The following is a 12,276-nucleotide window of genomic DNA, read 5'->3' as shown; positions in this document are numbered from 1 at the left end:
ATGACAGCACCACGCGATAAATTCGGCCGACCGATCGTTGTCGTGACCGGCATGGGAATCGTGACGTCGCTCGGCGGCGGCAAGACCGACAATTGGAAGCGCCTCACCGCGGGCGAGTCGGGCATCAGGACCGTCACCCGCTTCCCGCTCGACAGCATGAAGACGACGATGGCCGGCGCCGTCGATTTCGTCACCGTCGATCCGTTCTCCTCGACCAGCCTGTCGCAGCGCCTGGCGGAGATCGCAGCCGAAGAGGCGCTGGAGCAATCCGGCATCGGCGGCAAGGGCGACTTCCCCGGCCCGCTATTCCTGGCGGTCGCACCGATCGAGACCGAATGGCCGCAGCGGCTCGAGGTGGCGCGCGACGTTCCGACCAAGGACTTTGGCATCATCGAATACCTGGCGACCTGCAGCGGCGGCAAGTTTGCGCATTTCCACCGGCGCTTCACCTTCGGCTCGGTCGCACTCAGCCTCGCCGAAACCTTCGGCACCAAGGGCTCGCCGATTTCACTCTCGACGGCATGCGCATCCGGCGCGACCGCGATCCAGCTCGGCGTCGAGGCGATCCGCCGCGGTGAAACCGATGCCACGCTGTGCATCGCCACCGACGGCTCGGTCAATCCCGAAGCCATGGTGCGGTTCTCGCTGCTGTCGGCGCTTTCCACCCAGAACGATCCGCCGCAGGCCGCCTCCAAGCCGTTCTCGAAGAACCGCGACGGCTTCGTGATGGCCGAAGGCGCCGGCGCGCTGGTGTTGGAGAGCTACGAGGCCGCGATGGCCCGTGGCGCGCGCATCCTCGGCGTCGTCGCCGGCTGCGGCGAGCTGACCGACTCCTTCCACCGCACCCGCTCGGCCCCCGACGGCAAGCCCGCGATCGGCTGCGTCCGCAAGACGCTTGCGGACGCCGGCATGGAGCCCGAGCAGATCGATCACATCAACGCGCACGGCACCTCGACGCCGGAAAACGACAAGATGGAATATCTGGCCACCTCGGCGGTGTTCGGCGAGCACACCAAGAACATTCCGGTGTCGTCGAACAAGTCGATGGTCGGCCACACCATCTCGGCCGCCGGCGCGGTCGAGGCGATCTTCTCGCTGCTCACGCTCGAGCATCAGCGGATTCCGCCGACGATCAATTACGAGGTGCCCGACCCCGCGATCCCGTTCGATGTGGTCGGCAACAAGGCGCGCGATGCCAAGGTGACCGCCGTGATGTCGAACTCGTTCGGGTTCGGCGGGCAGAACGCCTCGCTGATCCTGACGCGCGAGCCGGCCTAGCCCGGCGCCCTCGCCTCGACAGATGAAACGCCTGATCCTTCGCACCAGGGCGCAGCTGCGTGACGCTGCCAAGCTCGTGACCGACGCTGCCATTGGCGCGTTGACGACCGGACTGTTGCGCACCACGCGCTATTTCGATCCGGAGAAGACCGCACGATTCTTCGGCCACGCCGCGCATTTCATCGGCCGCCGGCTGCGCGAGGATCGGATCGGCCGCGAGAACCTGACGGCCGCCTTCCCGGAGAAGTCACCGCAGGAAATCGAAGAGATCCTGACCGGCGTCTGGCACAACCTCGGACGCATCGGCGCCGAATTCGCGCATATCGACCGCATCTGGGATCATGACCCCCAGAATCCCGACAAGCCCGGGCGCGTCGAATTCTCGGCGCGGAGCAAGCAGCTGTTCGACCAATTGCGTGACGACGGCAAGCCGGCACTGTTCTTCGCCGCGCATCTCGGCAATTGGGAGCTCTCGCCGATCGCTGCCGCCGCGCATGGCCTCGACGCCACGATCCTGTTCCGGCGGCCGAACATCGAGGCCGCCGACCGCGCCATCGAGCGCATCCGCGCCGTCAACCTCGGTACGCTGGTCCCCGCCGGCCGCGACGCGCCGCTCAAGCTGGCGCAGGCGCTGAAGGACGGCCAGCACGTCGCGATGCTGGTCGACCAGTATTTGACCAACGGCGTTCCCGTCACCTTCTTCGGCCGCAAGACCACCGCGAACCCGCTGCTGGCGCGCCTGCGCCGGCAGATCGATTGCCCGATCCACGGCACGCGGATCATCCGCCTGCCCGATGGCCGTTTCCGCGGCGAGGTCACCGAGGAAGTGAAACCGGTGTTCGACGCGTCCGGCCAGATCGACATCCAGGGCACCATGCAGGCGATCACCGACATCGTCGAGGGCTGGGTCCGCGAATATCCGGATCAATGGCTCTGGCTGCACCGGCGCTGGCGGTAGGCTCTACATTCGTCATTGCGAGCCAACGGGTCGCGCGAACGCGCGCCCGATGACAGGCTCCGCGAAGCAATCCATTTCTCCTGCATGCGGAGCGATGGATGCTTCGTCGCTTCACTCCTCGCAATGACGGATAGACCTACTTCCCGGTCTTCACGCGCGTCCACAGCCGGTTGATGATCCGCTGCGTCGCGGGATCGCGCGCCGTGATCACGAACAGCTTCTTCTGCGTCGCCTCGTCGGGATAGATGTTCTTGTCGTTGAAGATCTTCGGATCGATCAGCTTCTGGCTCGCCAGATTGCCGTTGGCGTAGGACAGGAAGTTCGAGTTCTTCGCCGCGACGTCGGGACGGTAGAGGTAGTTGATCAGCTCATAGGCCTCGGCGACGTTCTTGGCATCGGCGGGAATCGCCAGATTGTCGAAGAACATCTGCGCGCCCTCCTTCGGGATCGTGTAACCGATCTCGACGCCGGTGTTGGCTTCCGCCGCCCGGCTGCGCGCCTGCATGATGTCACCAGACCATCCGACCACGAAGCAGATCTCGCCCGAGGCCAGCGCGCTGAGATATTCGGACGAATGGAATTTGCGCACATAGGGCCGGATCTTGATGACGAGATCGGCGGCCTTTTCGAGGTCGGCCTGCTTGGTCGAGTTCGGATCGAGGCCGAGATAGCTCAGCGCCGCCGGCAGGATGTCGTCGGCGGAATCCAGCATGTGGATGCCGCAATCCTTGAACTTGGCGAGGTTCTCCGGCTTGAACACCATGTCCCAGCTGTCGATCTTCGCATCGGGCCCCAGGATTTTCTCCGCCATCTTGACGTTGTAGCCGATGCCGGTGGTGCCCCACATGTAGTTGGCGCCGTAATTGTTGCCGGGGTCGTAGGTCGCGAGCTGACCGGTCACCACCGGCCAGGCGTTGGCGAGGTTCGGCAGCTTCGACTTGTCGAGCTTCAGAAACACCTTCGCGGTGATCTGCCGCTGCAGGAAATAGCCGGTCGGCACCACGACGTCGTAGCCGGACTTACCGGCCAGCAGCCGCGTCTCCAGCGTCTCATTGGCGTCGAACGTGTCGTAGACCACCTTGATGCCGGTTTCCTTGGTGAAGTCCTCGAGGACTCCCGGCGCCATGTAGTTCGACCAGTTGTAGAAGTTGACCGTGCGCTCCTCCGCGCTGGCGCAGGCAGCGAACAACAGAACCGTGGCGACCGTACCGACGAGGCTGACGAGACGACGGCTCTGCTTCTGCATTCTGGTCTACCTCTTGCGACGATGCACCGCGTCCGACAGCCGCTCCAGCGCGGTGTCGAGCGTCGAGTCCTTCTTGGCGAAACAGAAACGCACGACCGACGTCACCGCATCCTGCTCGTAAAACGCCGACACTGGAATAGCCGCGACTTTGTAATCCCTTACAATTCGCCAGCAGAACTCCGCATCGGCCTCATTGAGGCCGAGCGGCGACAGGTCGACCGTGAGGAAATAGGTGCCCTGCGACTTCAACACCGGAAAGCCGATGCTCTCGAGCCCCTTGCTGAGGCGATCGCGACTGCGCGCCATGTCCTTGCGCATGTCGAAGAAATAATCGTCCGGCTTGCCGAGGCCGTAGGCGACCGCCGCTTGCAGATTGGGCGCGGTCGTGAAGGTGAGGAATTGGTGCACCTTTGCGGCGACGCGCAACAGCGGCGGCGCGGCGCAGACGAATCCGATCTTCCATCCGGTCAGCGAGAAGATCTTGCCGGCGCTGCCGACCTTGATGGTGCGATCGCGCATGCCGGGGATCGTGATCAACGGAATGTGCTCGCGGCCGTCGAACACGACATGCTCCCAGACCTCGTCGCAGATCGCGACCACATCGAACTCCTGGCAGTACCGCGCCAGCAGCTCGAGGTCCTCGCGCGGATAGACCACGGCCGCAGGGTTGAGCGGATTGTTGAACAGCACCGCCTTGGTCTTGTGGTTGAAGACGCTGCGCAGCATCTCCTCGTTCAGCCGCCACTCCGGCGGTTCGAGCCGCAACAGCCGCGGGATGCCGCCGGCCTGGCGGATGATCGGCAGATAGGAATCATAGACCGGCTGGAAGCACACCACCTCGTCGCCCGGCTCGACCACGGAGAGGATCGATGAGGTCAGCGCTTCGGTGCCGCCTGACGTGACCATCACCTCGGTCATCGGATCGAGCTTGAGTCCATGCCAGTGGCCGTAATGCGATGCGATCGCCTGACGCAGTTCCGGAATCCCCATCATCGACGGATATTGGTTGTAGCCGTTGATGGAGGCGTCCGCGGCGGCACGGCGGATGTCCTCCGGTCCGGGATCGTCGGGAAAGCCCTGGCCGAGATTGATGGCGTTGTTGTCGCGCGCAGCCTGCGACATCGCCTCGAAGATGGTGACGGGAAGGTCCGCGAAGACCTTGTTCATGGAGGTCATGTCAGGGATCAGCCGCCGGTCTTGGTCGGCAGTCCCGCCGCCTTCCAGCCGATGATGCCGCCCGCGAGGTGCTTGTCGTAGGGCAGGCCCGCGGCCTGGGCGGCCAGCGAGGCCGTCACCGAGCGCTTGCCGGAGCGGCAGGCGAACACCACCTGCTTGCCCCGCGGATCGGGGATCGCAGCCGGATCGAAGCTCGACAGCGGCACCACGACGCCATCGGGATAGGCTTCGACGGCGACTTCATTGGGCTCGCGGACGTCGACCAGGAGATAGCGGCCTTCCGCTATGCCCTTCGACACCTCGTCCGGAAACAAATCTTCCACCTTGTGATCCGCCACGGAAATATCCTCCCAATATTGCTTGGCGAGCGTCGCATGGCTCGCCGTTCCGGGCCGCAAAGTCGCCTCTCGCGGCAAGAAAATCAAGCGTCCGAAACGGGTTAGATGCCGCGCAGAAAAGCTGGATCGTGGGCCTAGATCGTGACCTGCGTGCCGACCTCGACCACCCGCCCGGTCGGGATCTGGAAATAGTCGGTGGCATCGTTCGAGGAGCGGCTCAGCGCGATGAACAGATGGTCCTGCCAGCTCGGCATGCCCGAATGCGCCGCCGGCTTCAGCGCGCGGCGGGACAGGAAGAACGACGTCGACATGATGTCGAACTGCCAGCCCAGCTTGCGGGCGATCGCCAGCGTCTTCGGCACGTTCGGCTGCTCCATGAAGCCGAACTTCAGCGTCACCTTGGAGAATGTCTCGGTCAGCTGCTCCATCCGGACCCGCTCGGACGGATCGATGCGCGGCGTCGGCGCGGTCTCGATGGTGAGGATGACATTCTTCTCGTGCAGCACCTTGTAGTGCTTGAGGCTGTGCATCAGCGCGGTCGGTGCGCTGACCGGATCGCTGGTCAGGAACACTGCGGTGCCGGAGACCCGCTGCGGCGGCCGCTTCTCCAGCATCGCGACGAGATCGGCGAGCGGGAATTCCAGCTTGCGCGACTTCTCGAACAATAGCCGGCTGCCGCGCCGCCAAGTGTACATCACGACCATCATGGCGCCGCCGAGCGCCAGCGGCACCCAGCCGCCCTCGAACACCTTGAGCAGATTGGCGGCCAGGAACGTGATGTCGAGGAACAGGAACGGCGCCACCAGCGCGGCGGCGGCGACCGGCGACCAGCGCCAGACCTTCCAGATCACCACGAAGCCCATCATCGCGGTCACCACCATGGTGCCGGTCACCGAGATGCCGTAGGCCGACGCCAGCGCGCTCGACGAACGGAACATCAGCACCAGCACGATCACCGCAATGAACAGCAACCGGTTGATGCGCGGCATGTAGATCTGGCCGGAATGCGCCTCTGACGTATGGCGGATCTCGAACCGCGGCATCAGGCCGAGCTGGATCGCCTGCCGGGTCAGCGAATAGGCGCCGGTGATGACGGCCTGGCTCGCGATCACGGTCGCCATGGTGGCGAGCGCGACCATCGGGATCAGGGCCCAATCCGGGAACATCAGGAAGAACGGGTTCTCGACGCCCTTGGGATCGCCGATCAGGAGCGCGCCCTGCCCGAGATAGTTCAGCGCCAGCGACGGTAGCACGATGAACAGCCACGCGGTCTGGATCGGGCGCTTGCCGAAATGGCCGAGATCGGCATAGAGCGCCTCCGCACCGGTCACGGCGAGGAACACGGCACCGAGGGTGATGAAGCCGATCACGCCGTGATGCAGCATGAACGACACCGCAAGGATCGGATTGAGCGCGTACAGCACCTCGGGATGCCGCACGATCTGCGGCAGCGCGGCGATCGCGATCACGGCGAACCAGACGCACATCACCGGCCCGAAGAAGGCGGCAACCCGCGCGGTGCCGCGCGACTGCACCGCGAACAGCACGACCAGGATCACCACCGTGAGCGGCACGACATAGGGATCGAAGGTCGAGGTGACGAGCTTGATGCCTTCGATCGCCGACAGCACCGAGAGCGCCGGCGTGATCACGGCATCGCCGTAGAACAGCGCGCCGCTGATGATGCCGAGCAGCACGATCGCGGCTCCGCCCTTGGTCACCGCGCGCTGCGCCAGCGCCATCAGCGCCAGCGTGCCGCCCTCGCCATTGTTGTCGGCACGGAGCAGGATCACGACGTATTTGAGCGTGACGACGACGATCAGCGCCCACAGGATCAGCGAGAGCACGCCCAGCACCGCATGCGTCGTGACGGCGCCCTCGCCGCCGGCAGCCGCAACCACGGCCTCGCGTAGCGCGTAGAGCGGGCTGGTGCCGATGTCGCCATAGACGACGCCGATGCTGCCGAGCATCAGCGCCTTGAAGGTGGCGGTTGAATGCGCCTCGCCATGGCCGTTTGCCGCGGGCGTTTCCGCCGCGGTGATCGCACTCTCGGATGACATGGGAAGCTGCGCCTCTGTCTTCTGCCGCACTGCACAATGCCGGGTTGCAGGCCTATACTCCCGGCAGGAATGCATAGGTTAGCACGGATTCAGGCCTCCACTATGCGTATCACGCATAGATCACGGTTTCTCAACGCCGGAATTCGCTGCCGGCTCAGATAGTTACCTGAGTACCCACTTCAACCACCCGCCCGGTCGGAATCTGGAAATAGTCGGTGGCATCGTTGGCGGAGCGGCTCATCGCGATGAACAGATGGTCCTGCCACTGCGGCATTCCGGACTGGGCCGACGGCTTCAGCGAGCGGCGCGACACGAAGAACGAGGTCGACATGATGTCGAACTGCCAGCCGAGCTTGCGAGCGACCGCGAGCGCCTTCGGCACGTTCGGCGATTCCATGTAGCCGAAGCGCAGCCGCACCGCGGTGAACTTGTCGCTGACCTTCTCCATGCTGACGCGCTCGGACAGATCGACCCGCGGCGTCGGCGCGGTCTCGATGGTCAGGATCACATTGTGCTCGTGCAGCACCTTGTTGTGCTTGAGATTGTGCAGCAGCGCGGTCGGCACGAAGCTCGGGTCGCTGGTCAGGAACACCGCGGTGCCCTTGACGATATGCGGCGGCCGCTTCTCCAGACTGTGGACCAGGTCGCGCAGCGGCACCTCGATGCGGCGCGTCTTGGCGACCAGGATCGCGGCGCCGCGGCGCCAGGTCCAGATCATCGTCGCCATCACGATGCCGAACAAGAGCGGCACCCAGGCGCCCTCGAACAGCTTCAGGAGATTGGCGCTGAAGAAGGTCATGTCGACGATCACGAACGGCAGGATCAACGCCGCCGCCGACGCCACCCGCCAGTTCCACAGCTTCCAGATAACGATGAAGCCCATGATGCCGTCGGCGACCATGGTGGTGGAGACGGCGATGCCGTAGGCCGAGGCGAGCCCGCTCGAGGTGCGGAACAGCAGCACCAGCAGCAGCACGCCGATCAACAGCAGCCGGTTGACCCGCGGCAGGTAGATCTGGCCGGCATGGGTCTCCGAGGTGTAGCGGACCTCGAAGCGCGGCAACAGCCCGAGCTGCACCGCCTGGCTGATCAGCGAATAGGCGCCGGTGATGACCGCCTGGCTCGCGATCACGGTCGCGGCGGTGGCGAGCCCGACCAGCGGCAGCAGCAGCACGTCGGGCACCATGCGGTAGAACGAGTTCTCGATCGCGCCAGGGTCGGACAGCACCAGCGCGCCCTGCCCGAAATAGTTCAATAGCAGCGACGGCAGCACGAAGAACAGCCAGCCGGACTGGATCGGCTTGCGGCCGAAATGCCCGAGATCGGCGTACAGCGCCTCGCCGCCGGTCACCGCGAGGAACACCGCGCCCAATGTCACCAGGCCGATGGTGCCGTGGGTCAGCATGAACTGGAGCGCGTAGTACGGATTGATCGCCGCCAGCACCGACGGATCATCCATGATGTGGGCCACGCCCATCGCCGCGAGCGAGGCGAACCACACCACCATGACCGGCCCGAAGGCCGACGCGACGCGGGCGGTGCCGGAGCGCTGAACCGAGAACAGCACGACGAGGATCAGGATCGTCAGCGGCACCACATAGTGCTCGAGATGCGGCGTGGCGAGCTTGAGGCCTTCGACCGCCGACAGCACCGAGATCGCCGGCGTGATCATGGAATCGCCGATGAACATCGAGGCGCCGACCACGCCGAGCGCGAGCAGCGGCCAGCTGCGCCGTCCGAGCGCGCGCTGGCCGAGCGCCATCAGCGACAGCGTGCCGCCCTCGCCATTGTTGTCGGCGCGCAGCAGCAGCAGGACATATTTCGCGGTGACGACCGTGAACAGCGCCCACAGGATCAGGCTGAGCACGCCCAGCACCATGATGCGGGTGACCGGCTGGCCGTGCGCGGCACCGCCGACCGCCTCGCGGAATGCGTAGAGCGGCGACGTGCCGATATCGCCGAACACCACTCCGATGCTGCCCAGTGTGAGGGCCCAGAAACTGGATGTGCCGTGCCCCGCACCCTGGATCGTGCCTTGAGTGTCCTGGGCTTCGCTGGATGTGACGCTGGCAGCCATGGCGAAGTTGGAACGCCCGATCGGTTGGTTTTGATCCGCGCGGCTATCAACGCTTCCGCCCCGCCTGTCAACCAAGCCACACCGTCCGCGCGACGGTAACATGGTATTTTTGGGCTACGGCTTCAAGTCCGGCGGCAGCGGCGGATTTTCCCGCATCAACGTGATGGTCACGCGACGGTTGGCCGGCAGTGTCGGGTCGTCGGGAAACAGCGGCTGGCCGTCCGCCTTGCCGGAAACCGCGAAAACATGCGACGGCGGCAGTCCTTCCCGCTCGAGGATCTGCCGCACCGCATTGGCGCGGTCCGCGGACAGGTCGAAGGCGTCGTATTCGCTGCGCGCCGGCACGAAGCCTGCGGCTGTATGCCCCACGATCGCGATCCGCAGCGGCGTCGCCTTCAAGGGCGCTGCGAGCTTCTGGATCAGCCGGCGAGTGCGCTCATACGGCTCCCTGGAGCCGTCGGCGAACATCGAGCGGCCGTCCTGATCGACGATCTCGAGGTTGAGCCCCTCCTTGGTCTCCTCGAACATGATGTTCTTGGAGATCTCGGTCAGCTCCGGCATGTCCTGCAGCGCCTGGCGCAGCGAGGCCGAGGCGAGCGCGAATTCGCGGTCGATCTTCAGCCGCGCGCCGTTGATCTGGCTGCGCTCCTGCTCGTCCGGGGTCGGATTGGCCGAAGACTCCTCCGGCGAGATGTGCTCGACGTTCTTGAGCTTCGGCCGGGTCGGCAGGCCGTCGGACTCGACGATGCCCGAATAGCGCACATTGGTCTGCACGCCGAAGGCGTCGCGCATCGAGCCGGCGACGATCTTCAGCTTGTTGTTGTCCATGGTGGAGAACGCGACGAGCATCACGAAGAAGCTCATCATCAAGCCCATCAGGTCGGCAAAGGTCACGAACCAGCCGTGACCTCCGGTATGGGCGTCGCCGCGTTTTTTCTTCGCCATTGTCGCGTTTCCCGAACCCCCGGCCGGTCAGGCCGGCACCGGCTCGCCTTCCTCCTGGCGATGCTTCTCCGGCAGATAGGCCAGCAGCATCTCGCGCACCAGCGCGGGGCTCTTGGAGTCGCGGATCATCAGGATGCCGTCGATGATCAGCGTGCGGTTGGTCTCCTCGTCGAGCAGCTTGCCGTGCAGCTTGTCGGCGATCGGAAGACAGAACAGGTTGGCGACCAGCGCGCCGTACAGCGTCGCGAGCAGCGCGGTCGCCATGAACGGGCCGAGCTTCGACGGGTCGGTCATGTTGGCGAACATCTGCACCATGCCGATCAGCGTGCCGATCATGCCGAAGGCCGGCGCGCAGTCGCCGATCGCACGATAGATCTTGCTGCCCTCGTCGAGGTGCATCAGGAAATTGTCGCGGTCGCGCTCCATGTTGTCGCGGATGAATTCGAGGTCGTAGCCGTCGGCGACGTAGCGGATCCCCTTGGCAAGGAACGGCTCGTCGGTCTCGACCTTCTCGAGGCCGACCGGGCCCTGCTTGCGGGCGATCTCGGCAATGCGGGCGAGCTCGTCGACCAGGTCGCGTGCCGACAGCCGGCTCATGGTGAAGGCAAACTTGGCGCCGAGCGGCAGCCCGTGCAGCATCACGCCGAGCGGAAAGCGGATCATCGTCGCCGCGATCGAGCCGCCGAAGATGATGATCATGGCATGTTCGGAGATGAACATGTGCAGGTCGCCGCCCATGAACATCATCACCGCGATGACGATGATGCCAGCCAACAGCCCGGCGCCAGTCATGATATCCATAGGAGACTCCAACGCGTACGCAACCTGCCCGTCCTGGACGGCGCGCAGCCCAGTGCGGGCCGCGTGGAAAACCCTAGCGTTAACGCCATTAAGGACGCGTTACCGAATTTGGTAGGGATAACAACGGGTAAACGCCGGCCTTTTCGCGATGTCGTTGAAGATGCTGGCTTTCCGCATCGAACGCCGCCACGGCATGCGCAAAAGCCCTCCCCGTAGAACAACGGACATGAGATAGGTGGGCTCAAAGCGTTTTCGAGCGAAAGCCTGTCCCGGACTTGATCCGGGATGGCTACCGGTTCGCGTGAAGAAAACGCGTCAACACAAGAATTGAGAGCCCCGTTCCGATTCAATCGGAACGGAAAAGGCTCTCGAGGAAACGAACAAGCGAGCAGGACAGGATGAAGGCGGTCGTCGTCGAGCACTATGCGCCCATCGAGCAGATCGAGCTGAGGGAGATCGCCACCCCCGAACCCGGCCCCGGACAGATCCGCGTCCGGATCCACGCCGCGAGCATCGGCTTCGTCGACGGGCTGAAGGTCGAGGGCCGCTACCAGACCAAGGACGCCCTGCCCTTTACCCCCGGTGCGGAATTCGCCGGCGTGGTCGATGCGGTCGCAAGCGACGTCGCCGGCATCGCGCCGGGGATGCGGGTGATGGGCGCGGCGCGCTCGGGTGCTTTGGCCGAGCAGATCGTGGTGCCGCCGGCTGTGGTCGAGATCATGCCCGACGGCCTGTCGATGGAGGCCGCAGCCGCCTTCCGCACCAACTACCTCACGGCGCTGTACGCGCTCGGCGAGCGCGGCTCGCTCAAGGCCGGCGAGCAGCTCCTGGTGCTCGGTGCCGCCGGCGGCACCGGCATCGCCGCGATCCAGATCGGCAAGCTGCTCGGCGCGCGTGTCATCGCCGCGGCCTCGACCGAGCAGAAGCGCAGCTTCGCCGCCAGCTTCGGCGCCGACGCCGTGGTCGACTACACCAGGCCCGATTGGCGCGACGCGCTGAAGGAGGCGACCGGCGGCCATGGTCCCGACGTGATCTTCGATCCGGTCGGCGGCGAGGTCTCGCTGCAGGCGTTCCGCTCGATCGCCTGGAACGGCCGCCATGTCGTGGTCGGCTTTGCGGCGGGCCAGATCCCCGCGCTGCCATTCAACCTGCCGCTCCTGAAGGGCGGCCTTCTGATCGGCGTCGACGCTGCCCAGATCGCGCGCCGCGAGCCGGAGGCGCAGGCGCGCGTGATGACGCAACTGTCGGCGTGGCTGAACGATGGCCGGCTGACGCCCGTGGTCGGCAAGGTGTTCGCGTTCAACGATTTCCGCGCGGCGTTCACCACCATGCAAACCCGCGCCGCGCTCGGCAAGATGGTGGTGCGGATCGGTTAGCGGGAAAGACAAACTGCCGAT

At 65.1% G+C, this 12,276-nt stretch carries 10 protein-coding genes; 3 read left to right on the top strand and 7 right to left on the bottom strand.

The window, feature by feature from the left end:
* Together ACVMB0_RS23165 and ACVMB0_RS23160 are read left to right on the top strand one after the other, a co-directional pair.
* On the top strand, positions 1-1,278 hold the full coding sequence (locus ACVMB0_RS23165; protein WP_456755393.1) for a beta-ketoacyl-ACP synthase: 1,278 nt from the start codon (positions 1-3) through the stop codon (positions 1,276-1,278).
* A gap of 22 nt (positions 1,279-1,300) precedes the next feature.
* The gene (locus tag ACVMB0_RS23160) at positions 1,301-2,236 is read left to right on the top strand and encodes a lipid A biosynthesis lauroyl acyltransferase (RefSeq protein WP_461347798.1); all 936 of its coding nucleotides are present in this window, start codon (positions 1,301-1,303) and stop codon (positions 2,234-2,236) included.
* A gap of 136 nt (positions 2,237-2,372) precedes the next feature.
* Here the strand turns inward: ACVMB0_RS23160 and ACVMB0_RS23155 are convergent, their stop codons facing one another.
* The 7 genes from ACVMB0_RS23155 to ACVMB0_RS23125 all read right to left on the bottom strand — a co-directional run bounded on the left by ACVMB0_RS23155 (position 2,373) and on the right by ACVMB0_RS23125 (position 10,879).
* Positions 2,373-3,482 carry a polyamine ABC transporter substrate-binding protein gene (locus ACVMB0_RS23155; RefSeq protein WP_461347797.1) on the bottom strand — a complete coding sequence of 370 codons (1,110 nt, stop codon included), beginning with the start codon at positions 3,480-3,482 and terminating at the stop codon, positions 2,373-2,375.
* Between the two features lie 6 nt (positions 3,483-3,488).
* Entirely contained in the window at positions 3,489-4,658 is a 1,170-nt protein-coding gene (locus tag ACVMB0_RS23150; protein WP_461347796.1) for an aminotransferase, read from the bottom strand.
* Between the two features lie 8 nt (positions 4,659-4,666).
* Complete coding sequence (locus ACVMB0_RS23145; protein ID WP_461347795.1) at positions 4,667-4,996, bottom strand: rhodanese-like domain-containing protein; 330 nt, start codon at positions 4,994-4,996, stop codon at positions 4,667-4,669.
* A gap of 134 nt (positions 4,997-5,130) precedes the next feature.
* Complete coding sequence (locus ACVMB0_RS23140) at positions 5,131-7,056, bottom strand: potassium transporter Kup (protein ID WP_461347794.1); 1,926 nt, start codon at positions 7,054-7,056, stop codon at positions 5,131-5,133.
* Positions 7,057-7,210: 154 nt separating this feature from the next.
* Entirely contained in the window at positions 7,211-9,133 is a 1,923-nt protein-coding gene (locus tag ACVMB0_RS23135) for a potassium transporter Kup (protein WP_461347793.1), read from the bottom strand.
* A 114-nt stretch (positions 9,134-9,247) separates the two neighbouring features.
* Positions 9,248-10,078 (bottom strand): flagellar motor protein MotB, encoded by an 831-nt coding sequence (locus ACVMB0_RS23130; RefSeq protein WP_456798235.1) that lies wholly within the window; start codon positions 10,076-10,078, stop codon positions 9,248-9,250.
* A gap of 27 nt (positions 10,079-10,105) precedes the next feature.
* Positions 10,106-10,879, bottom strand: a complete 774-nt coding sequence (locus ACVMB0_RS23125; RefSeq protein WP_016848416.1) for a motility protein A — start codon at positions 10,877-10,879, stop codon at positions 10,106-10,108.
* Between the two features lie 398 nt (positions 10,880-11,277).
* Here ACVMB0_RS23125 and ACVMB0_RS23120 point away from each other — a divergent pair, with 398 nt between their 5' ends.
* Positions 11,278-12,255 carry an NADPH:quinone oxidoreductase family protein gene (locus tag ACVMB0_RS23120; protein WP_461347792.1) on the top strand — a complete coding sequence of 326 codons (978 nt, stop codon included), beginning with the start codon at positions 11,278-11,280 and terminating at the stop codon, positions 12,253-12,255.
* Positions 12,256-12,276 lie beyond the last annotated feature (21 nt).

Source organism: Bradyrhizobium sp. USDA 4451 (genome assembly GCF_054822585.1).
The sequence above is the reverse complement of the archived record's forward strand: the minus strand, read 5'-3'. Positions and strand labels throughout refer to the sequence as shown.

Bases quoted from the DNA above. Each gene is read 5' to 3' on its own strand.
- ACVMB0_RS23135 (WP_461347793.1), bottom strand. From the start codon at position 9,133: ATGGCTGCCAGCGTCACATCCAGCGAAGCCCAGGACACTCAAGGCACG.
- ACVMB0_RS23155 (WP_461347797.1), bottom strand. From the start codon at position 3,482: ATGCAGAAGCAGAGCCGTCGTCTCGTCAGCCTCGTCGGTACGGTCGCC.
- ACVMB0_RS23165 (WP_456755393.1), top strand. From the start codon at position 1: ATGACAGCACCACGCGATAAATTCGGCCGACCGATCGTTGTCGTGACC.
- ACVMB0_RS23130 (WP_456798235.1), bottom strand. From the start codon at position 10,078: ATGGCGAAGAAAAAACGCGGCGACGCCCATACCGGAGGTCACGGCTGG.
- ACVMB0_RS23160 (WP_461347798.1), top strand. From the start codon at position 1,301: ATGAAACGCCTGATCCTTCGCACCAGGGCGCAGCTGCGTGACGCTGCC.
- ACVMB0_RS23125 (WP_016848416.1), bottom strand. From the start codon at position 10,879: ATGGATATCATGACTGGCGCCGGGCTGTTGGCTGGCATCATCGTCATC.
- ACVMB0_RS23150 (WP_461347796.1), bottom strand. From the start codon at position 4,658: ATGACCTCCATGAACAAGGTCTTCGCGGACCTTCCCGTCACCATCTTC.
- ACVMB0_RS23140 (WP_461347794.1), bottom strand. From the start codon at position 7,056: ATGTCATCCGAGAGTGCGATCACCGCGGCGGAAACGCCCGCGGCAAAC.
- ACVMB0_RS23120 (WP_461347792.1), top strand. From the start codon at position 11,278: ATGAAGGCGGTCGTCGTCGAGCACTATGCGCCCATCGAGCAGATCGAG.